The sequence below is a fragment of the Paraburkholderia diazotrophica genome, assembly GCF_038900755.1.
Classification (GTDB): domain Bacteria; phylum Pseudomonadota; class Gammaproteobacteria; order Burkholderiales; family Burkholderiaceae; genus Paraburkholderia; species Paraburkholderia diazotrophica_A.
In genome coordinates, this window is the sequence record NZ_JBBPEN010000011.1 from 210485 (window position 1) to 233362 (window position 22878).

The window sequence follows — 22878 nt, forward strand, 5'->3', positions numbered from 1 at the left end:
TTTCACGCTACCGATACGGTCTTCGCTGCCAGTGAAAGCCATTACTTCGCGGGACAATCCGCTCTACAAACGTCTGAAGGCATTGGCCGGTTCGACGCATCAACAGCGCAGGAGCGGCCATGCGCTGCTCGAAGGGTTTCATCTCGCGAGCGCCTATCTCGACGTCGCGGGGCAGCCCGAGACGTGCGTCGTCACGGAAGGCGCGCTGCGCCATGAAGAAGCGCAGGCCATCGTCGCGCGCATCGATGAGCGGCGTATCGTCACGTTGCCCGATGCGCTCTTCGGGCAACTGTCGAGTGTCGTGAATGGTGTCGGCATGCTGTTGCTCGTCGAGAAACTCAACGAGGCGCTGCCCGAACGCGTGACGCAAGGGTGCATCGTGCTCGACGGCGTGCAGGATGCGGGCAATGTCGGCTCGATTCTGCGCAGCGCGGCGGCGGCGGGCATCGCCCATGTGTTCTGCGCGCCGGGTACCGCGTACGCGTGGTCGTCCAAAGTGCTGCGCTCCGGCATGGGCGCGCATTTCCTGCTGCAAATTCATGAGGATGTCGAACCGCAGACGCTGATCGAGCGGCTCGATGTGCCTGTCGCGATCACGGACTCGCACGGCGCGCGGGCGATTTACGACACCGATCTGTCGGGTCCGGTCGCGTGGGTGTTCGGCAACGAAGGGGCGGGCGTTTCGCAGGCGTGGCGCGACGCGGTGACGTATCGCGTGACGATTCCGCAGCCGGGCGGGATGGAATCGCTGAATGTCGCGGCGGCGGCCGCCGTGTGCCTTTTCGAGCAGTGCCGGCAGCAGCGCGGGCACGAGCCGCGCGCTTCCAGCTAACCTTCACACCGGCTGCATCAATACGACGACCGATCGAGCCTGATTTCCTGCAGGATGGTCGTCGCGATTTCTTCGATCGACTTGTGCGTCGACGACAGCCACTTGATGCCTTCGCGCCGCATCATCGTTTCCGCTTCATTGATTTCGTAGCGGCAGTTTTCGAGCGCGGCGTACTTGCTGCCGGGGCGCCGCTCGTTGCGAATCTCCGAAAGCCGCTGCGGATCGATCGACAACCCGAACATCTTCGTGCGATGCGCGAGCAGCGGCGTCGGCAGCTTGCCGCGCTCGAAGTCTTCGGGGATCAGCGGATAGTTCGCCGCCTTCACGCCGTACTGCATCGCCAGATACAGACTCGTCGGCGTCTTGCCGCTGCGCGACACGCCGACGAGGATCACATCCGCTTCTTCCAGATTGCGATTCGACTGGCCGTCGTCGTGGGCGAGCGAGAAGTTGATCGCCTCGATACGGTTCTTGTACTCCTCGGTGTCGGCGTTCTGGTGGCCGCGGCCCATCGCATGGCTCGACTTCAGCTCCAGTTCCTGTTCGAGCGGCTCGACGAAGGTCTGGAACATGTCCAGCACGAGCGCGTTCGAGTCCTTCACGATCTGGTTCGATGCGCTGTTCACGAGCGTCGTGAAGACGATCGGGCGGCGGCCTTCGTGATGGGCGGATTCGTTGATCTTTTCGAGGGTGGCGTACGCTTTTTCCGTCGAATCGACGAACGGCACACGGACCAGGCGAAATTTCTGGTCGAACTGGGAGAGGATCGAATGCGCGAACGTTTCGGCAGTGATCCCCGTACCGTCGGAGACGATGAATACGGTGGGCGGCATCGGTGAGGGAAGGGAACGCGAGCGTCAAAATCCGCTCAAATCAGACATCGCCGCGTGGCGCGCGCTGCCCGGTGGCTGGCCGGAAACCCTGCAGCGGCGCCGTCGCGGCGCAATTCTTGTCCGACTGTCACATTTCGAGAGTCGGCACGGTAGAATAGCGGCAACCTGTTGGATAAGCAATTGCAGCCAAATCGCGGGTAACTATCCGTTATCGCACTTGGATTGCGTCGCGATTTGTTCGGATCTTGCACGGCTAAGTCGCAAGTTCGTTCAATCTCCTGCTTCGTCGGGCTTCGTATCGATGGTCGAGCCTCTTCCGCGATTGCTTTTCCAACAGGTTGCGCAAGGCACGAGCCACGCTTCCCATGAGCGCCTCGTGTTCAAGCCCACTTGCGCAATCGAGCATTTTTTCCACACTTAGGGGCTTGTATGACTAACGCAGTTAACGTTGCTAAGGATCAGGCGTATGTAGTTCCATTCGAGCAGTTGCGAATGACCGACGTGGACATCGTCGGCGGCAAGAATGCTTCGCTTGGCGAGATGATCAGTCAGCTCGCGGAAGCGGGTGTTCGCGTGCCGACGGGCTTTGCGACGACGGCGCTCGCATTCCGCGAGTTCCTGCATCACAACAACCTGACCGAACGCATCGCTCAACGTCTGGAGACGCTCGACGTCGACGACGTGAAGGCGCTTGCCGCTGCGGGCAAGGAGATCCGTCAATGGATCGTCGACGCCCCGATGCAGCCGCGTCTCGAGCAGGAAATCCGCGCGGCGTTCGAAACGCTCTCGAAGAGCTCGCCTGAGGAACTGTCGTTTGCGGTCCGTTCGTCGGCAACGGCGGAAGATCTGCCGGACGCATCGTTCGCGGGCCAGCAGGAAAGCTACCTGAACGTGGTCGGCATCGAAGACGTGCTCGATCGCATGAAGCACGTGTTCGCGTCGCTGTACAACGACCGCGCCATCTCCTATCGCGTCCACAAGGGCTTCACACACGCTGAAGTCGCGTTGTCGGCGGGCGTGCAGCGCATGGTGCGCTCGGACGTCGGCGCGGCGGGCGTGATGTTCACGCTGGACACCGAGTCGGGCTTCAAGGACGCCGTCTTCATCACGTCGAGCTATGGCCTCGGTGAAACCGTCGTGCAAGGCGCAGTGAATCCGGACGAGTTCTACGTATTCAAGACCACGCTCGCGCAGAACAAGTACCCGATCATCCGCCGCTCTATCGGCTCGAAGCTCATCAAGATGGAGTTCACGAAGGCTGGCGAAGAAGGCCGCGTGAAGACCGTCGACGTGTCGCATGAGCAGCGCAACCGTTTCTCGATCACCGACGACGACGTGATCGAACTCGCGAAGTACGCGGTCATCATCGAGAAGCACTACGAGCGTCCGATGGACATTGAGTGGGGCAAGGATGGCCGCGACGGCAAGATCTTCATCCTGCAGGCGCGTCCTGAAACGGTGAAGAGCCAGGGTCACAACAAGGCCGAGCAGCGCTTCAAGCTGAAGGGCCAGTCGCAGGTGCTGGCGACGGGCCGCGCAATCGGCCAGAAGATCGGCGCAGGCCCCGTGCGCGTCATTCACGATCCGTCCGAGATGGAGCGCGTGCAGCCGGGCGACGTGCTGGTCGCGGACATGACCGACCCGAACTGGGAGCCAGTGATGAAGCGCGCGTCGGCGATCGTCACGAATCGTGGCGGCCGGACCTGCCACGCGGCGATCATCGCGCGCGAGTTGGGCGTGCCCGCCGTGGTGGGCTGCGGCGACGCGACCGACGTGCTGAAGGACGGCGCATTGGTCACGGTGTCGTGCTCGGAAGGCGACGAAGGCAAGATCTACGACGGCCTGCTCGAAACGGAAGTGACGGAAATCCAGCGCGGCGAATTGCCGGAAATCCCCGTGAAGATCATGATGAACGTGGGCAATCCGCAGCTCGCGTTCGACTTCGCGCAACTGCCGAACAAGGGCGTGGGTCTCGCGCGTCTGGAATTCATCATCAACAACAACATCGGCGTTCACCCGAAGGCAATTCTCGAGTATCCGAACGTCGATCAGGACCTGAAGAAGGCCGTCGAAAGCGTCGCGCGCGGCCATGCATCGCCGCGTGCGTTCTATGTCGACAAGCTGACGGAAGGCATCGCGACGATCGGCGCGGCGTTCTATCCGAAGCCCGTGATCGTGCGTCTGTCGGACTTCAAGTCGAACGAGTACAAGAAGCTGATCGGCGGCTCGCGCTATGAGCCGGACGAGGAGAACCCGATGCTCGGCTTCCGCGGCGCATCGCGTTACATCGCCGAAGACTTCGCGCAGGCGTTCGAAATGGAGTGCATGGCGCTCAAGCGCGTGCGCGAAGAGATGGGCCTCGACAACGTCGAGATCATGGTGCCGTTCGTGCGGACGCTGAAGCAGGCGGAGCGCGTCGTGAACCTGCTCGCGAAGTACGGCTTGAAGCGCGGCGAAAACGGTCTGCGCCTGATCATGATGTGCGAAGTGCCGTCGAACGCGATTCTTGCCGAGGAGTTCCTCGAGTACTTCGACGGCTTCTCGATCGGCTCGAACGACCTGACGCAGCTCACGCTCGGCCTCGACCGCGACTCGGGCATGGAACTGCTCGCTGTCGACTTCGACGAGCGCGATCCCGCCGTCAAATTCATGCTCAAGCGCGCGATCGACACGTGCCTGCGCCTGAACAAGTACGTCGGCATCTGCGGCCAGGGCCCGTCGGATCATCCGGATTTCGCGCAATGGCTGACGGACGAAGGCATCGCGTCGATCTCGCTGAACCCGGACACGATCATCGAAACGTGGCAGGCGCTGGCGAAAACGACGGCGAAGTAAGCATTGCGCATTGTTTGTAGAGGTATGTAAAACGTACTTCAGCGAACGATAAAACGTTGACGCTTCATGCTATAAACACCCCGGTAGATCCGGGGTGTTTTGCTTTTTGGAGGCCGACGTGATGCATAGCGGGCTGTTCTGGTGGGTTGGCGCAGGCGTGCTGATCGTGCTCGAACTGATGCAGGGCACGTTCTATCTGCTGATGGTGGCGCTGGGCTTTATCGCGGCGGCGCTTGCGCGCCTGGCGGGAGCCGGTTTGCCATTGCAGTTCGGCGTTGCGGCCGTCGTCGCGCTTGGCGCGGTGCTCGTGCTGCGCAAGTCGCGCTACGGGCGCAAGACGAAAACGCGCGCCGAAGCGGCGCGCAATCCAGATGTCAATCTCGACATCGGCTCGACCCTCACGGTGCCCGCATGGCACGACGGGCGCGCGCGGACCAGCTATCGCGGCGCGTCATGGGAAGTCGAGCTCGCACCCGGTGAGCCGGAAGACGCGAATCTCTACGAAATCACCGCGTTGCATGGCAACTGTCTCGTCGTTGTCGCGAGAAAGCATGCGGCTCGGGTTTGAATAACGGACTCTGATTCAGGCGTCGTTCGGACGCGAGTCACGCGCATCCAGATGCGCACAACAATTCAAAAACAGTTTGGGGGTGCAGGAATGGAACCGTCGAGTGTCGTTGGACTCGTGTTGCTGATCGTCGTGATCGTGACTGCCGCGAAGACGATCAAGATCGTGCCGCAGCAGCATGCATGGGTGCTGGAGCGGCTCGGCCGCTATCACGCGACGTTGACGCCGGGCCTGACTTTCGTGCTGCCGTTCATCGACCGGATCGCGTACAAGCACGTGCTCAAGGAGATTCCGCTCGACGTACCGAGCCAGGTCTGCATCACGCGCGACAACACGCAGTTGCAGGTCGACGGCGTGCTGTATTTTCAGGTCACCGATCCGATGAAGGCTTCTTACGGATCGAGCAATTTTGTGTTCGCGATCACGCAGCTGTCGCAGACCACGCTGCGTTCGGTAATCGGCAAGCTCGAACTCGACAAGACCTTCGAGGAACGCGACTTCATCAATCATTCGATCGTGTCGGCGCTCGACGAAGCGGCCGCGAACTGGGGCGTCAAGGTACTGCGCTATGAGATCAAGGACCTGACGCCGCCGAAGGAAATCCTCCACGCGATGCAGGCGCAGATCACGGCCGAGCGGGAGAAGCGCGCGCTGATCGCGGCGTCGGAAGGGCGCAAGCAGGAGCAGATCAACATCGCGTCGGGCGGACGCGAGGCGGCCATTCAGAAGTCCGAAGGCGAGCGTCAGGCAGCGATCAACCAGGCGCAGGGCCAAGCGGCAGCTATTTTGGCTGTCGCCGAAGCAAACTCTCAGGCAATCCAAAAGATCGCGGCGGCGATTCAGTCGACGGGCGGTATGGAAGCCGTGAATCTGAAGGTCGCCGAGCAGTATGTGAATGCGTTTGCGAATCTGGCGAAAGCGGGCAATACGCTGATCGTGCCGGGCAACATGGCGGACATGAGCTCGATGATCGCGTCGGCGCTAACGATCGTGAAGCAGGCCAAGACGACCGCCTGAACGTTTGGCGAGCGCGATATAAGCGCGCATCCACGCCGGCATGGCAACGAGAAAATGGCCCGCATGTTGGTGCGGGCCATTGTCTATCCGGTGACTGAAACGGGTGCGCCCGCTCAGGTCGGTGTGCGCATCAGCCGCGCTTTTTCGCGCTCCCAATCGCGCTTCTTCTCGGTTTCGCGCTTGTCGTGCAGTTTCTTGCCCTTCGCGAGGCCGATCTCGCATTTGACGCGGCCGTTCTTGTAGTGAAAGTTCAGCGGCACGAGCGTGTAGCCGCGCTGCTCGACCTTGCCGATCAGTTTGCTGATTTCTTCCGCGCGCAGCAGCAGCTTGCGCGTGCGGACGGGGTCCAGATTGGCGAATTTCGACGCCTCGGGCAGCGGGCTGATGTGCGTGCCGATCAGAAACAGCTCGGCGTTTTTGATCACGACGTAGCCTTCCTTGATCTGGCCGCGCCCGGCGCGCAGCGCCTTGACTTCCCAGCCCTCCAGCACGAGCCCCGCCTCGTAACGCTCCTCGATCGAATAATCGAAGAACGCTTTTCTGTTGTCGATGATGCTCATGAATGGAAACGGCTCAACTCGTTTAAAATCACGATTTTAGCAAAGCGGGCCGCCGAAAACCCGCCGCGGTGTCACTCAGTTGTCACGCGTTCGCTATTTCCCAATCACCGTTGCCACGCGCTGTTCAATTTATGGCAGATGTCCAGAAAACCGTGTTGATACGCCATTCGGCGGAGCAGATGTTCGACCTCGTCACCGATGTCGCCGACTACCCCAATTTTCTTCCGTGGTGCGGCGGCGTCGAGATTCGCCGCCAGGAAGACAATCTGATGGAGGCGAAGATCGACATCAACTTCAAGGGCATCAAGCAGCACTTCGCGACGCACAACACGCAGGAACGTCCCACGCGCATCGACATGGAGTTCGCCGACGGTCCGTTTCGCAAGTTCACCGGCTACTGGCGCTTCACGCCGCTGCGCGCGGACGCGTGCAAGATCGAATTCGCGCTGCACTACGAGTTCACGAGCATCTTGCTGGAAAAGATCATCGGGCCGGTGTTCAACCATATCGCGAACACTTTCGTCGAATCGTTCGTGAAGCGCGCCGATCAGCGCTACGGCAAGGCATGAGCGTGAACCTGACCATCGAAGTCTGCTACGCGCTGCCCGGCGAGCAGACGCTGATCGAGCTCGAACTGCCGCAAGGCGCGACGCTCCGGCAGGCCATCGACGCGAGCGGCATCCTCGCGCGGCATCCCGACATCGATCTGACGAAGCAGAAGACGGGCGTGTTCGGCAAGCTCAAGCCGCTCGATGCCGTGCTGGCGGATCACGATCGCGTCGAGATCTACCGGCCGCTGATCGTCGATCCGAAGGTGTCGCGGCAGCGACGAGTCGAGAAGTCGCGCAGGGAAGGATCGATCGAGGGCCGCAAGTGGCTGCCCAAGGATTCACGCTGACGTAAGCACCATTAACGCAGAGAAAGAACGTCAAACGGCGCACCGCATGACACGGTGCGTCGTTTTTTGTCTTCGATGATTGGGGCCGTGCGCCGTGTTTCTTGCCTGGGCGAGGCCCGGGTGCCACGCATCGTTCTTCTTGCCTGGTCGACGGCCGAACGCCCCGCGACGCTCAATGCACGGCCGCCTGGGCCTTTTCTTCGAGCGTCGAATGGTCCGAATCGTCGCCGGCATGCTGGCGCACCGACCAGCTGACGCCCGCAACCAGCAGCACGATCGCCGCCAGCTCGAGCGGACGCGGCATCCGATGGTCGTAGATGAACGCGTAGAGCAGCGCGAATAGTGTCTCGAACACGATCAACTGGCCCGACAGCGTGAGCGGCAGGCGCTTGGACGCCGCGTTCCACAAGCCGTTGCCGAGCCACGACGCGCCGAACGCGAGCCCCAGATTCAACAACCAGAACAGATGCCAGCGCGTATCGACGTGCGACGTATCGACCGCTGCGGACGGCAGCAGCGCGACGACGAGCCACAGCAGCGCGCCAAGCAGGCCCGTGACGACGCCCCACAGCACTGACCATTCGTTGCCGCTGAAATGCGTCTGACGTTGGAGATAGCGCGCGTTTTCGACGGCGAACCACGTCCAGCAGGCGAGCGCGCCGACCGCGCAGGCAATTCCGATCAGCTTCGTCACGATCGACACCGATCCGGCTCCCGACGTCGGGCCCGACCCGCTGAACACGTCGACATTGATGCACGCGATGCCTGCGACGACGAGCGCGAGCGGCCATACGAGGCGTGCGAGCGGCACTGCGCCGTGATCGCGCCGGCCGAGCAGCGTCACCGTGACGGGCAGCACGCCGACGATCAGCGACGACGGCGCAATGCCGACGAGGTGAACCGCGCCCGTCAGCAGCAGGTAGTAGAGCAGATTGCCCGCGAGCGCGAGCTTGACGAGCGCGTTCAGGTCTTCGCGGGTGAGCCGGCGCAGCAGCGAGCGCGCCGACGGCAGCGCGGCGACGAGCGACACTACGCCGTACATCACGTATCGGCCGGCGCTCAGCAGCACGGGCGAAAAATCGGGCAGCAGGCGCGGCACCAGAAAGACCATGCCCCATAACGCTCCCGCCAACATCCCGTACACCACGCCGCGCTGCATGCCTGCCTCGAACCAAAAACCGAAAGTGTGCGAAGCATAGCGGGCCGCAAGCGCCTGCGTCTTGTTCGATTCTGCACTTTGCGGGCGTAGCAACTATGCTGGCGAAAGCACCCGCGCTCGAATGAGCAAACGAAACCGGATCGAACACGAGCCGAACGCACAAGCGAAATTCGGCCGTCGCCCGATGCGATAAAACATTGAACAATTTCGCTAACTGACTGTTCGCGCAGTGAAAACCGGGATGTATCGCGTATAATTCGCTTTTGCGCCTATAGGATTTGCCATGCGTCTGATCCAAAAAGCACTCACGTTCGATGACGTGCTCCTCGTCCCGGCCTTCTCCGACGTTCTGCCGCGCGACACCAGCCTGAAAACCCGGCTGACCCGCAAGATCTCCCTCAATATGCCGCTCGTGTCCGCCGCGATGGACACCGTCACGGAAGCCCGCCTCGCCATCGCCATGGCGCAGATGGGCGGCGTCGGCATCATCCACAAGAACCTCACGGCCGCTGAACAGGCTCGCGAAGTCGCGAAGGTCAAGCGTTTCGAATCGGGCGTCGTGCGCGATCCGATCACCGTCCCGCCGCAGATGAAGGTGCGCGACGTGATCGCCCTGTCGCGCCAGCATGGCATTTCGGGTTTCCCGGTCGTCGAAGGCTCGCAGCTGATCGGAATCGTGACGAACCGCGACCTGCGCTTCGAAACGCGTCTTGATGAGCCCGTGCGCACGATCATGACGCCGCGCGAGCGGCTCGTGACGGTCAAGGAAGGCACGCGGCTCGCCGAAGCGAAGGCGCTGATGCACAGCCACCGCCTCGAGCGCGTGCTGGTCGTCAACGACGCATTCGAATTGCGCGGCCTGATGACCGTGAAGGACATCACGAAGCAGACGGAGCACCCGGACGCCTGCAAGGACGAGCACGGCAAGCTGCGCGCGGGCGCCGCGGTCGGCGTGGGCGCGGACAACGAAGAGCGTGTGTCGCTGCTGGTGCAGGCGGGCGTCGACGTGATCGTCGTCGATACGGCGCACGGCCACAGCAAGGGCGTGCTGGAGCGCGTCCAGTGGGTCAAGAAGAACTTCCCGCACGTCGAGGTGATTGGCGGCAACATCGCGACGGCCGATGCAGCGAAGGCGCTCGTCGAATACGGCGCGGACGGCGTGAAGGTTGGTATCGGCCCGGGCTCGATCTGCACGACGCGTATCGTCGCGGGTGTCGGCGTGCCGCAAATCTCGGCAATCGCGAACGTTTCGGCGGCGCTCAAGGGCTCCGGCGTTCCCGTGATCGCGGACGGCGGCGTGCGCTTCTCGGGCGACGTCAGCAAGGCGCTGGCCGCGGGCGCGAACGCCGTGATGATGGGCAGCATGTTCGCCGGCACGGAAGAGTCGCCGGGCGACGTGTTCCTGTATCAGGGCCGCCAGTACAAGTCGTATCGCGGCATGGGCTCGGTCGGCGCGATGAAGGACGGCGCGGCTGATCGCTACTTTCAGGACAACTCCGCGAACATCGACAAGCTGGTGCCCGAAGGCATCGAAGGCCGCGTCGCGTACAAGGGCTCGGTCGGCGCGATCCTGTTCCAGCTGATCGGCGGCGTGCGCGCGAGCATGGGCTACTGCGGCTGCAACACGATCGACGAACTGCACGAGAAGGCCGCGTTCGTCGAAATCACGGCGGCGGGCATGCGCGAATCGCATGTGCACGACGTGCAGATCACGAAGGAAGCGCCCAACTATCACGTGGACTGATCGCCGATGAAGCCGCTGCTGCGTGCCGTACTGATCATCGATGCTCTGATACTGCTGGCGTTCGGGCTGCTGTTCCTGCTCACGCCGTGGAAATCGCTGTACGACGCGCTGCAGCTGGCGCAAACGGACCCGGTGCTGGTCGGTCAAGGCTTCGGCCTCGCGCTCGTCGGACTCGCGTGGCTCGCGCTGCATGCGTCGATCGACGGCGCGATGACGGCGACGGTGGCCAAGGTCGTCGGCCATGTGAACTGGCTGACGGGTGTGGCGATGCTGATCTGGCTGGTCGGGCTGCATACGCCGCCGCTGTCGGGTCTCGGTCAACTGGTCGCAGTCGCGACGGGCGCAGTGCTGCTCGTCATCGGCCTGGGTGGCGTGAGACTGGCGAGCGCCGTGCGCCGGCGCGATCGGCTGGCGGGCGCAGCGTCCGCCGGGCGTGCCGACCGCGTGGCCGCCGCCCGCGACACGGCGAACGAAGCGCGCAAGGCCGAGCGCGAGCGCAATGCGGCGCGTCCGGGTGGCGTCTATCCGGCGGGCGGGTCGCATGCAGTCGAGCCGATGCTCGGCACGACGCGTCCCGCGAGCGCAGCGTCGCCCGTGAGTCCCGCGACGGGCCATCCTGTCGAGCCGGACCTGACGGCGGTAGCGCCGGGCGCGGCAGCGGCCCGGTCGCGTGAAGACGCGCTCGCGCGCGAGCGCGCAGCCGCTGCGGACGAGGAGGCGGCCGCACGGGAGCGCGCCGGAGCCGAAGCGAAGTCCGGCACACCCCGGCCTCCGTTTCATGGCTGATCCGCGACACGATACGCTCTCTGCCGAAACAACCGGAGTCCGTCTGCGCGCAGGCCGTTTACCGATGGAATTTCGCCGCTGCGAGTGCAGCGCCGATGCTGCGTCGATGATGCCTCGTTGCGATGGGCCGGTTATGCCGTCCGCGCGACCCGCTTGTGCTGTCCGTGCCGCTTGTGTCCGGTGAACCGGTCCGTTTTGAATACCACGCCGCCCCGTCGCGAAGCGACTCGCGCGGCTTTCCCTTTCCGTTCTTTTTAGATTCCGTCCGCTGCCATGCATGACAAGATCCTGATTCTCGACTTCGGTTCGCAAGTCACCCAACTGATCGCACGCCGCATCCGCGAAGCGCACGTGCTGTCGGAAATCCATCCGCACGATGTCAGCGACGAGTTCATCCGGGAATTCAAGCCGAAGGGCATCATCCTGTCGGGCGGCCCGAACTCGGTGACCGAGACCGATACGCCGCGCGCGCCGCAAGCGGTGTTCGAAGCGGGCGTGCCGGTGCTGGGCATCTGTTACGGCATGCAGACGATGGCCGAGCAGCTCGGCGGCAAGGTCGACACTGGCCATCTGCGCGAGTTCGGCTACGCGGAAGTGCGCGCGCGCAATCATACGAGCTTCCTTGATGGCATTCAGGACTTCGCGACGCCCGAAGGCCACGGCATGCTGAAGGTATGGATGAGCCACGGCGACAAAGTGCTGGAAATGCCGGCGGGCTTTCAGCTGATGGCATCGACGGAATCTTGCCCGATCGCCGCGATGGCGGACGAAGCGCGCCACTTCTACGGCCTGCAATGGCACCCGGAAGTCACGCACACGGTGCAGGGCCGCGCGATGCTCGAGCGTTTCGTGCTGAAGATCTGCGGCGCGAAGCCTGACTGGGAAATGGGCAACTACATCGACGAAGCCGTCGAAAACATCCGCAAGCAGGTCGGCGACGAGCATGTGATTCTCGGTCTGTCGGGCGGCGTGGACTCGTCGGTGGCCGCGGCGCTGCTGCATCGCGCGATCGGCGATCAGCTCACGTGCGTGTTCGTCGATCACGGCCTGTTGCGCCTGAACGAAGCCGAGCAAGTGATGTCGATGTTCGCGGATAACCTCGGCGTCAAGGTGATCCATGTCGACGCGAGCGAAGCGTTCATGTCGAAGCTCAACGGCGTGACGGATCCCGAAGCGAAGCGCAAGATCATCGGCGCGGAATTCGTCGAAGTGTTCCAGACCGAAGCCGGCAAGCTGACGGACGCGAAGTGGCTCGCGCAAGGCACGATCTATCCGGACGTGATCGAATCAGCGGGCAAGGGCAAGAAGGCGGCGCACACGATCAAGAGCCACCACAACGTCGGCGGCCTGCCGGAAACGCTGAACCTGAAGCTGCTCGAACCGCTGCGCGAACTCTTCAAGGACGAAGTGCGCGAACTGGGCGTGAAGCTGGGTCTGCCGCCGTCGATGGTCTATCGCCATCCGTTCCCGGGCCCGGGCCTCGGCGTGCGGATTCTCGGCGAAGTGAAGCGCGACTACGCGGACCTGCTGCGCCGCGCGGATGCGATCTTCATCGAGACACTGCGCACGTTCGTCGACAAGGAAACCGGCAAGTCGTGGTACGACCTGACGAGCCAGGCGTTTGCGGTGTTTCTGCCCGTGAAGAGCGTCGGCGTGATGGGCGATGGCCGCACGTACGAGTATGTCGTCGCGCTGCGTGCCGTGCAGACGCTGGACTTCATGACGGCGCACTGGGCACATCTGCCGCATGATCTGCTCGGCCATGTGTCGAACCGGATCATCAACGAAGTGCGCGGCATCAATCGTGTCGTGTACGACATTTCGGGTAAGCCGCCGGCGACGATCGAGTGGGAGTAGGCGGTAAAAAATTCCCAATAAAATCAATGGCTTGAATCTGCGCGAGGAATCTTTGCTTGCTCGAATGCGGATTTCATTGAATATAAAAGGATTTTTCGGCGATTCCAGAGACAGCCAAGGACGTCTGCGTCACAAGATGACGGCAAAACAGACGGTATCCATCTCATTCATTATCCGGACTCGATAATCTACCGACAGCGCAATTCGGGCGTGACGGTAGATTTTTTTCCAAAAAGCTAGGCGTGATGCGGGTTTGCGGGCACATCCAGGGCTCGTGGTTGATGACGGTAAAAGTTGTACCAACCACGAGAACTAGAAACGATGCTCACCGAATTTGCACTTCGCAACCTCAAGCCCCGTGCAGCCCTGTACAAGATCGCCGACCGCGACGGCATGTATGTCGCAGTCTCTCCGGCGGGCACCATTTCTTTTCGATACGACTACCGCGTGAACGGGCGGCGGGAAACGCTGACCATCGGCCGCTATGGGCGAGGGGGCATCTCGCTGGCGTTGGCGCGGGAAAAACTGCTGGACGCCCGTCGTGCCGTCCGTGAGGGCAGGTCGCCGGCCGTGGAGAAACAGCGGGAAAAGCAGCGGCGCGCGGTGGCGAAGACCTTGGGTGAATGGGCTGACAGCTGGCTCGATGGAGCCCGAATGGCGGACACGACGCGGTCCGTGCGCAAGGGCATCGTCGTGCGCGATATTCTGCCGGCCTTCAAGGGGAGGTTGCTCTGCGAGGTCACCGCGGATGATCTGCGTGCGCTCTGCATGCGGGTCAAGGAGCGGGGTGCGCCGGCTACCGCAGTTCAGCTTCGCGATATTATCAAGCAGATTTTTGCCTACGCGAATCTGCACGGGGAGAAGGTCGAGAATCCGGCTGATGAGGTTGGCGTCGCGTCGATCGCCACGTTTGTGCCGAAGGACCGGGTCCTCTCGCCGCTGGAAATTCGGCTCATGCATCGACAGTTGGAGCAGGTGGCGACATACCCGACGATCCGCCTCGCCCTGCGTCTCATTTTGCTGACGATGGTGCGCAAGAGCGAACTGATCGAGGCAACATGGGATGAAGTCGATTTCGACGCTGCGGTATGGACCATACCGAAGTCCCGGATGAAAGCGCGCCGAGCCCACAACGTATATTTGTCCCGCCAGTCGATCGACATCATGGTGGCGTTGCATACCTGCGCAGCAGGCTCCCGATATGTGCTGCCTTCCCGCTATTCTGCGGATCGATGTATGTCCAGGGCCACGTTAAATCGCGTCACGCAGCTCATTGCCGAACGGGCAAAAACGGCCGGACTGCCTTTGGAGCCATTCACCGTTCACGATTTGAGGCGAACCGGCTCGACGCTGCTTAATGAAGCAGGTTTCAATGGCGACTGGATTGAGCGGTCTCTTGCGCATGGCGGGGAAGGGCGATCTTCGCGAGCTGTGTACAACAAGGCCGAGTACGCCGTGCAGCGTCGGCATATGCTCCAGGAGTGGGCGGATATGGTCGATGCGTGGGTGCAGGGAGGCGGACATAGGCCGAATCTACTGCCTTCTGATATGGCGATGCCGACAGTCATCGCCCGTGCGCTGTGACGCCGGGCGTCCTTCCTACGCTCCGTTAGATTTGCCGAATTTCCGTCGCGTGCTGATCAGCAGGGTTGAGCTCAGTCCCTGGGGCGCCATACGCGCGTTCAAGGACTTAAACCTTGGCCGACCTTTCTGAGCGTTACCCGTCAGCGTCGGCGGAATTGCATGCCGGGGCCTCCAGAATCGGGTTCTCGGTCGTGGGCAAGCTTGTACAACAGTTCCTGCTGTCCACGACGCGTGTACCGACGGAAATTTTGGACAATTCAGTCGTGGCGGAAAGTCGGCCAAGTGAAGAAAAGCCGCACGCTGCGGCTTTTCTTCGCACTCGTCATGCCAGTCGGAGCATCAGTAGGAGGGGATGAATCGGAGACGGTGTGAACCCGTACCCGCTTCATTCGTATGGTTCAAGATGTCCCCGTCACAATTTTTCTGGGATCGCTGGCGTTTCGTTCTCAGAGAAGGGTTATAGTCTTCGTCGAAAAGGGGCCTTCGAATAACAAGAAGGCAAAAAGGACCGGGGGATTCATGGAATCAGGTGGGATCGGCGCCGCCCGCCAGCCCGGAAACCTTCGCGTCGGACCTATGGAGTGATGGGATTGAGCGGGCCGGTGAACTCGCGCAAGCCGTGGCCGACCTCGATGCCGCCAAGATCGCGATTGGGGCGCAGTTGACCGAGATGGCGTGGTCCCTCAGCTTAGCTCCCGCGCGTGCAACTTTGGCATCACGCGGCACAAGCGTCTTCCGTCATTTAAGCGGTGAATGGCGTGCAGCCCGTCGGTTGGTGGAATCGGTTCTGGCAACCCCAAATCAGCCCCTACCCATGGTGCTGGGATTGCTGGATACCTTGGCCAAGGGGCAGGACGCGAAGAAGATCATCGACGCCGAAGATGCTTTTGGACGCAGCGCGTTTGGCGACGATTGGCGTGGCGCCAGATCGCAGTCAGCACCGCTATTGGCGTTGGTCGAGTGGATGCGGTCTCTGAAGGGGTTAGGTGCCGAGCCCCGGCTGATCGCCGCGCGCAGCCCGGAAAAAACGGAAGTGGCGGCGCGCGCCAGGCAACTGTCGTCCGTTTGCCTGCAGATCGAACACGGACTAAGAGAAGTCTGGGAAGACCTGGGGGCGGTTCGAGGGCCGGTATTCGGCGACGTGGCAGCGGTGGAGCGTGCTGATTTGAGTTCCCTGCTCCAACTCGCAGTGCGATATACGAGCGCACATTCAGCCGCCGGCGCGCAATTCTCCGCGTCAGTCTCTGACGCCGGTAAAACCCGTGCTCTACTGGAAGCGCTGGCCGCTGGTCAACGCGATCGTCAGGCCGTGCGCGAAGGTTTAACTTTGGGGCAGGCAGCCTTCGACAGTGCGTGGCAGGCAGAACAGTCCAACTGGACCGTGCTCAAATCCGCCGCGGACTGGATCGCACAGAACCCGGACATCCGGGCTCTAGCCGGCCGGATCAGCGAGCGAGAGCATTTGGTACCTCGTGCCAGAGTGCTGACGGAATCCCAAGCGCTTATCCAAAGCAGCCTCAAGGCGTTGGCTGACGAACTCCAATTGGACCTGGAAGCGTCCATTGGCGGCACGATTCCGGATGCACGGCTTGAAGTTATTGTTTGGCGCCTGCGGCGCTGGAGCGAGGAACACGAACATCTCTTCCGCTGGGTGAACTATCGGGATCGCTCGGCACGGGCCCGGACTCAGGGTTGCGGTGATCTGGTGGCTCGCCTGGATGACGGCCGACTTGCGCCGGAAGCATTGGCCACGGCATTTGAGATGGCCTATTTCGAGGCAACTTATGCGCGCATGGTTCGTCTCCAACCAGATCTCGCCCGGTTCGATGGGGCCACGCATGGACGTCTTGTGCAGGAGTTTGCCTCGCTGGATCGGCAGCGGATTATTGCCGCGAGCTCGGAAGTGGTACAGGCGCATTACCAGAGCGTTCCACCTCGCGATGGTGGCGCGCTCGGGCCGCTTGGAGTACTCCGGGGCGAAATTCAGAAAAAGAAGGGGCACATTTCGTTGCGCAAGCTTGTGGAGCGGGCTGGACCAGCTTTACGAGCGCTCAAGCCAGTTTTCATGATGAGCCCGCTATCTGTTGCGCAGTTTCTCGTGCCGGGAAGTATGGAGTTCGACTTGCTGGTGATGGACGAAGCCAGTCAGATTCAGCCCGTTGATGCTTTGGGTGCAATCGCGCGATCAAGGCAGGTTGTCGTCGTTGGTGACCCCAAGCAGTTACCGCCCACCGCCTTCTTTGCCAAGATGACCTCGAGCAACGAAGACGAGGATGACGAAGGCGCGACCGCAGTTGCAGATATTGAGAGCATCCTTGGACTGTTCGCAGCTCGTGGCCTGCCTGCCCGGATGTTGCGCTGGCACTATCGGAGCCGTCACCAGTCACTGATTGCGGTCAGCAATCGTCAGTTCTATGAGAACAAACTTTACATCGTGCCTAGCCCTTACACTGCACAGGGTGGTAGGGGCCTGCGATTCCATCACGTCCACGAAGGTTTGTTCGATGCGGGCAACAAGCGCAATAACCTGATCGAGGCGAAAGCAGTGGCACAGGCGATCATTGCTCATGCGTGCACCTATCCGAAGCTCTCCTTGGGAGTCGCGGCGTTCTCCGCTGCCCAGCGCCGCGCCATCATTGACGAACTCGAACTTCTGCGCCGCGAGCTGTCACCGGACGTTGAGGAGTTCTTCAAGGCGCATCGTTCAGAACCGTTCTTCGTCAAGAATCTGGAAAACGTTCAGGGCGATGAGCGCGATGTCATCTTTATCTCGGTCGGCTATGGCCGATCCGTGCCTAACGGCCGCGTGCCGATGCGGTTTGGCCCACTGGGTACGGCAGGCGGTGAGCGACGCCTGAATGTTTTGATTAGCCGCGCCAAGCAGCGATGCGACGTGTTTGCGTCCATGACGGATGAAGACATTGATCCGGCCTATGCGTCGGAGCGGGCTGGGGTCAATGCGTTCCGGATTTTTCTCCAGTATGCCCGCACGGGGCGCCTGCCGATGGCGGAGGTCACGGGGCGCGATCATCACAGCGTGTTTGAGGAGCAGGTGGCCAACGCATTGCGGGCGAGAGGTTACGAAGTCCAGGCACAAGTAGGTTTGGCTGGCTTCTTCATCGATCTGGCTGTCGTCGATGCCGAACGCCCCGGGCGATTTCTACTGGGTATCGAATGCGATGGTGCTGCGTACCACAGTGCCCGCTCGGCCCGGGATCGCGATCGGCTGCGGCAGGCCATCCTGGAAGAGCACGGCTGGACCATCCACCGGATATGGAGCACTGACTGGTTCCAGCGCCCGATCGAACAATTGGACGTTCTGATTCGTCGCATTGAAGCGCTCAAGTCTGAGTTCGATGAGTTGCGGGAAGATGCTGCGCTCGCCGAGCAACTGGATATCGAGGCACCTTATGTAGAGCGGGAGACGGTAACGGACAAGGAGGACGCTGCCGGTTTCGCACCCTACGAAGAAGTGACCTTGCTGCGGCCGCACCATCTTACCGGCGAGTTGCACGAAGCGCCACAGGGCGCGTTGACGGAGTTGGTGGTTCAGACAGTTCAGGTGGAGGGACCCGTGCATCGCGACCACGTCATTACCCGGATGCGGGAAGCGTGGGGTTTGAAGCGGGCCGGTGTCCGGATTGAAGATGTGGTCGGGCGATCCATTGATGTTGCGGTAACGATGGGCCGTATTGCGCGTTCCGGAGAGTTCCTGTCGACGCCGAACCATGTCCCGGTGCCTCGTGATCGTTCGGGGGTCAACGCGATTGCCCTTCGTCGAGCCGATATGCTACCGCCGGCGGAGATCGAAGTCGCCACTCTTCAACTGATTGAGAGGAGCTTTGGCGCCACGCGGGAGCAGGTCGTTCAGGCGGTGTCACGTGGGTTTGGTATCCGCAACACAAGCAGTCAGGTTAGAAGCGTCCTTGAGCAAGCCGTCGACAGCATGATCGCTCGACGGCAATTGAAGGAAATCTCGGGAGTGTTGACTGCCACGGATGAAACGAGGCGGGCGGTGTGACCTGCCGAACAACCAGCGATACATCTAATACCCGCCCCCTCAATAAGACATGAACGACCGGTTGCCCATTCACGACGCTATGCCGTCGATTCTCGATAGAGAAATTTCACAGAACGATCAGGACGCTTTTGGGCACCGGCACTTTGCCTTGGCGCTGAGAAGCATGATCGAATCTGATCGGCATCAAACGCCATTCAGCATCGGTTTGCTTGGCGGTTGGGGAACAGGGAAGAGCAGTATCAAGGAGCTTTATCGGGCGGATCTGGCGAGCGATGCGGTGAAGCAAGATGGCCGGCGTCGTTCTGAGCGTTTCCATTGCATTACTTTTAATGCATGGCGCTTCGGCGGTCGTGACCACGACATCAAGCGTGCATTGCTTCGGCACGTGTTCTTGGAACTCGGAGGAGAGGAGGACAGCCTGCAGGATCGGCTCTTCCGGCAGATCAGCGAGACCACCGAGCAGCCGAAGTCGTGGCGCGCGGTGACCGGGGAAACGTTGCGTGCATGGCTCATACCGCTTCCCGCGCTCGTCATCGTTTTTGCCTTCCTTTTCGCCGTATTGTTTCTGGCGAAATGGCTGCTTCATCTGGAGGGCCCTGCGCAAACAATCCTGGTCGCGTGCGCGACCGCACTTTCTGGATATGTTATTCACCACGTCAAACCTGCCGAAGTAAAAACGAATCGTGCACAAACTAGGATTGCGTTACCCAGCACGACGTCGGAGCAGTATGAAGACATGTTGCTCGAGCAACTCGGTCGCTATAAGGATGGCCAGAGCCGGATGCCTGACGGCACAAATGGTCGAACCTGCGAGCGACTGATCATCTTTGTGGACGACCTTGATCGGCTGTCGGCCGACGAAATGGTGCTGGGTCTCGATGCAATCCGCACGTTCATGGAAATCCCGGCGGGGAAATTACCCAAGGGGCTCGGGCTGGTATTTGTGATTTCCTGTGATGAATCACGTGTAGCCGATGCCTTGGCGAGGGGGCGCCGTTCAGGCGATTTGCCGGCGACTGTGTTTAATCAATCGGACGCGCGACGCTACTTGGATCGTATTTTCCAGTTCCGGTTGGAAATCCCGCCACCGCCTCGCAACGACATGCGCGAATTCGCGCTATCGAAACTGAAGAGCCTGACTGAGGTGACTGGAGATCTCCAGGCCCGCGGCGTGCCTTTGGAGTCCTTGGTTGATAGGATGATCCATGTTGGCGTGCAAGATCCAAGAAATGCGCTGCAAATCGTGAATGCATTCGCGCAGGCCTGGTGGATTGCTGTGCGCCGCGAGCACGAGGGTGTTGGTAGCGATCGTCCCGGCGGCTTGCACGATGGGGCCGTCACAAATCATCCGATTTCTTTGGGAGCGTTGTGTGCGATGAAGGTCAGCTTCCCCGGGTTTTATGGTGACCTTCAGGAGGACCCAACATTTCTCGATGCCTTTACGGATGTCATCGTGAGAGGGCGGTCGCTCGATCATCTGCCAGCGTCGTCAAGAACGCGGCTGATTGAAAAATACCTCGTCGGGCAGGATGCCGCGGGCGAAAAGATCGAACTGAGATCGGAGCATCGCCCATTGCGACAGTTCATCGCGAGTCTCGGCGGCATTCGATGGGCGGATCCGATGCAAAGCCTCCTCCTGCTGTCCGAGGACCCCATTACCCGGCGGCTGGGAGCCAAGATCTCGTCGATTTACGGGGCATTTGTGTCGGGTGATACGGCCGGTGTCCTTGAGGCGATGAGGCGCAAGGGCGATTCGTCGGCCTTGTCACAGGAGCAGGCACGCACCCTGTATCAGATGCGAGACGGGACACGACTGGAGACCGAGGCGCGTCGCAACAATGCCGCCAAAGTGATCGCAGACCTGATCGAGCGTGTCCCTGCGCCATCGAAAGGCCAACTGCTGGGTGAATTGTGTCGTGATCTCGATGACAGTATCGATCTGCGGTCAAGGGTCGGCGTTCAACGGATTGTGAAGTTGCTTGTGGATGCCACCGGCTCGGATCAGCGGGCCATCGCATCGCGCTTGGTCGTGGATGTGCTGAAGTCGGAACAGCCCGTCTCGCTGCAACTAGAGTCCATGCAGACGCCAAGTCTTGACGAGGCCGTTGAGATGGCACGTCAAGTTGTGCCATTGGCACTATCCGTTCGGGCCTCACACGGTCTTGAATCTGACGCAGAGCGGCGGCTGTGTGATTGGCTGCTTGAGCGCGTTATACGGGTGAGTGGTGAGAAGTCGATCCAACTGCCCTATGCCGAACTGGAGGCATGGCTATCTGCCGATCGCGGTCAGATCGCCAAACTTTTGGGTATCCGGTATCTCACCGTATTGGCCGATGAACTGGAGCGGGCGGGTAGCGCATCATTCGATCTGAATGCGGCGCTGGAGCGCGTGAAATCGATTGCAGGTGCGCTGATGATGGCCGGAGAGGAGTCGCGCCAAACGTTATGGGGCGTTCTTACTCGTTATATTGGCATGTCAGAGATCACCATCGTCCAGGTGGCGTGGATGCTCGGCGTAACTGAGCTTCATCGGGCGAGTGATGCGCAGGCGTCGAGTTTCATTGCGGCATGGGCGAACCGACTGATTGCGTCGGGCAATGACGTACCGCCCATCGCATCGGCCGATGTGCTGCAACCCGTTTGTACGGCGATTGGGGCGAAACTGCAGTCGCTCGACGAGAGTGCGTTGAGCGCGGTTGCGGTATTGATCGAGCATTGGAGTGCCACGCCTGATTCTGCCGAAGCTGCCTGCGAGGTCGTAAGAATCGTGTTGCCTCGAGCTGATGTGGTGGAAGAGCGGGTGACGTCGAAGTGGGCGTCGCGCGTGCTGTCGACGTTGCCGGAGCCTTGCGTGCGTCTTCTTGCGTCCCGGTTTGAGTCCCAGACCGGCGCGGTGCAAAGCGCGATGATTGCTGCTATGAATGTGACGGTCAGTTCTGATCGTATTGATGACAATGCCTGTCATCGGCTCGCACTCGTCGTTGAATCGACCCCTGAGCATGCTTGGAGCGCTGGGCCGCTGCAGGGCTATCTGAACAGCCTCTTGCCTCAACTGGCAGCGCGATTCGCTAATCCAAACGGTTATCTGGTGGCCGTTTTCCCGATCATCGCTCCGGTCCTGAGGTATGCGTCGGCCGCCACCTTCGGCGGGCAACTGCAGCAACTTTTCAATCAGGCAAAAGCGCAGCCCGCGCACTACGCCATGCTCCACAAGGCGATGACCGGGAATTGGACATTGCGGGCAGACGAAACGAATCCGTACGATCCTGCGTCGATTTTCAATGATGCTTGCGCGTTTGTGGTGAGCTACCCTGCTGCGACCAACGTCGATATTCTGGAGTCCCTGTCCGATATGCTTCGACGGAGCGTTGTGCCGGACGGCCAGAAACCACGTTTTATTGAAACGATGTGCGTGGTGTGGAAGCAGGCCCCGCTGCAGAGTCCCCACTTCTTCCGAGAGTATCCGGAGCTGACGCCCGTCCAAGCACATGCGTTGGCGGTGACGCTGGATGCTAACAACTCAGAGCATCTCGATGCACTGGCGCATGTCTGGACGTCGGTGTCAACGGGTATGTCGGCATCGGCTCGCACCGAGACCTTGCGGCTGCTGTTGTCTGGCGGCTCGCTGAACTCAGCCAGCGAGGCGGACGTCGGGTTAAGGATTTGGCTCGAAGTGCAGGGCGATGCGGGGGCTGCGTTGTTGTCGGCCCAACTAGAGACAGCGGATCTGCCAGATGAGCAACGCAGTCGGCTGTGGCGACAGGCGGCACGAAGCGCCCTGCAGTTACACGCCGGATTTTTTATCGATGTCGTGCCAAAGGTGATTGCACTTCCGAACGTGGAGAAGACCGCGGGCATGATATTCGACGACGTCGATGTGATATCGAAGACGCTGCAGGACGCCGATGCTCGGTCGAAACTGGCACACAGACTCATGAGGAGTTTCAGCGCGGCAAGCAGCAATGCGATTCAGGGCAATATCTGCCGGTATTGCGAGAATTTGATTGGGCAGGCCGCCTTGTCCGACTTCAGGCCTGCTGCTTTAACCAGGGACGAGTTCGACATCATCAAGGCCGCGTTTGGGCAGGCAAAGGACCTGAAACGCCTTGAGAAGCTGGTTGCGGTCGATGCCTGAAGAACCTAGCCGAGTACGCCTGTGATGATGTCGAGGATATCTGCGACCC

15 protein-coding genes are annotated in these 22878 nt (G+C 61.1%); 12 read left to right on the plus strand and 3 right to left on the minus strand.

The features are described 5' to 3' along the window. The first annotated feature begins 31 nt into the window (after positions 1 to 31). A complete protein-coding gene (locus tag AABE10_RS29280; protein ID WP_342936681.1) occupies positions 32 to 832 on the plus strand; it encodes an RNA methyltransferase in 801 nt (266 codons plus the stop codon). Between the two features lie 17 nt (positions 833 to 849). Here the strand turns inward: AABE10_RS29280 and ppsR are convergent, their stop codons facing one another. After that, positions 850 to 1665 carry a posphoenolpyruvate synthetase regulatory kinase/phosphorylase PpsR gene (ppsR, locus tag AABE10_RS29285; protein ID WP_087735357.1) on the minus strand — a complete coding sequence of 272 codons (816 nt, stop codon included), beginning with the start codon at positions 1663 to 1665 and terminating at the stop codon, positions 850 to 852. Positions 1666 to 2094: 429 nt separating this feature from the next. Here ppsR and ppsA point away from each other — a divergent pair, with 429 nt between their 5' ends. From ppsA to AABE10_RS29300, 3 genes are all read left to right on the plus strand, one after another. Further along, positions 2095 to 4500, plus strand: coding sequence for a phosphoenolpyruvate synthase (ppsA, locus tag AABE10_RS29290; RefSeq protein ID WP_342936682.1), 2406 nt, complete (start codon positions 2095 to 2097; stop codon positions 4498 to 4500). A gap of 118 nt (positions 4501 to 4618) precedes the next feature. After that, entirely contained in the window at positions 4619 to 5068 is a 450-nt protein-coding gene (locus AABE10_RS29295) for an NfeD family protein (RefSeq protein ID WP_342936683.1), read from the plus strand. 90 nt (positions 5069 to 5158) lie between these two features. Beyond that, positions 5159 to 6085, plus strand: a complete 927-nt coding sequence (locus AABE10_RS29300) for a stomatin-like protein (protein ID WP_342936684.1) — start codon at positions 5159 to 5161, stop codon at positions 6083 to 6085. A gap of 113 nt (positions 6086 to 6198) precedes the next feature. On the opposite strand, the gene smpB is transcribed toward AABE10_RS29300, so the two are convergent. Further along, entirely contained in the window at positions 6199 to 6645 is a 447-nt protein-coding gene (gene smpB, locus AABE10_RS29305) for an SsrA-binding protein SmpB (protein WP_342936685.1), read from the minus strand. A 131-nt stretch (positions 6646 to 6776) separates the two neighbouring features. On the opposite strand from smpB, the gene AABE10_RS29310 reads away from it, so the two are divergent. Then, complete coding sequence (locus AABE10_RS29310; protein WP_342936686.1) at positions 6777 to 7214, plus strand: type II toxin-antitoxin system RatA family toxin; 438 nt, start codon at positions 6777 to 6779, stop codon at positions 7212 to 7214. Continuing rightward, positions 7211 to 7543, plus strand: coding sequence for an RnfH family protein (locus tag AABE10_RS29315; protein WP_342936687.1), 333 nt, complete (start codon positions 7211 to 7213; stop codon positions 7541 to 7543). Before AABE10_RS29310 ends, AABE10_RS29315 begins: the two co-directional genes overlap by 4 nt. 172 nt (positions 7544 to 7715) lie before the next feature. Here AABE10_RS29315 and AABE10_RS29320 read toward each other — a convergent pair whose 3' ends face one another. After that, the gene (locus AABE10_RS29320; RefSeq protein WP_342936688.1) at positions 7716 to 8702 is read right to left on the minus strand and encodes a DMT family transporter; all 987 of its coding nucleotides are present in this window, start codon (positions 8700 to 8702) and stop codon (positions 7716 to 7718) included. Positions 8703 to 8985: 283 nt separating this feature from the next. Between AABE10_RS29320 and guaB the strand changes: the two genes are divergently transcribed. The 6 genes from guaB (at position 8986) to AABE10_RS29350 (ending at position 22829) form a co-directional block, all read left to right on the plus strand. Then, positions 8986 to 10446, plus strand: coding sequence for an IMP dehydrogenase (gene guaB / locus AABE10_RS29325; protein ID WP_342936689.1), 1461 nt, complete (start codon positions 8986 to 8988; stop codon positions 10444 to 10446). A gap of 6 nt (positions 10447 to 10452) precedes the next feature. Beyond that, the gene (locus AABE10_RS29330; RefSeq protein WP_342936690.1) at positions 10453 to 11232 is read left to right on the plus strand and encodes a hypothetical protein; all 780 of its coding nucleotides are present in this window, start codon (positions 10453 to 10455) and stop codon (positions 11230 to 11232) included. A gap of 273 nt (positions 11233 to 11505) precedes the next feature. Beyond that, complete coding sequence (guaA, locus tag AABE10_RS29335; RefSeq protein WP_342936691.1) at positions 11506 to 13089, plus strand: glutamine-hydrolyzing GMP synthase; 1584 nt, start codon at positions 11506 to 11508, stop codon at positions 13087 to 13089. Between the two features lie 321 nt (positions 13090 to 13410). Further along, positions 13411 to 14673 carry a tyrosine-type recombinase/integrase gene (locus tag AABE10_RS29340; RefSeq protein WP_342936692.1) on the plus strand — a complete coding sequence of 421 codons (1263 nt, stop codon included), beginning with the start codon at positions 13411 to 13413 and terminating at the stop codon, positions 14671 to 14673. A gap of 529 nt (positions 14674 to 15202) precedes the next feature. Next, the gene (locus tag AABE10_RS29345; protein ID WP_342936693.1) at positions 15203 to 18694 is read left to right on the plus strand and encodes a DUF3320 domain-containing protein; all 3492 of its coding nucleotides are present in this window, start codon (positions 15203 to 15205) and stop codon (positions 18692 to 18694) included. A 49-nt stretch (positions 18695 to 18743) separates the two neighbouring features. Continuing rightward, positions 18744 to 22829, plus strand: a complete 4086-nt coding sequence (locus AABE10_RS29350) for a KAP family P-loop NTPase fold protein (protein WP_342936694.1) — start codon at positions 18744 to 18746, stop codon at positions 22827 to 22829. The last annotated feature ends 49 nt before the right edge of the window (positions 22830 to 22878 follow it).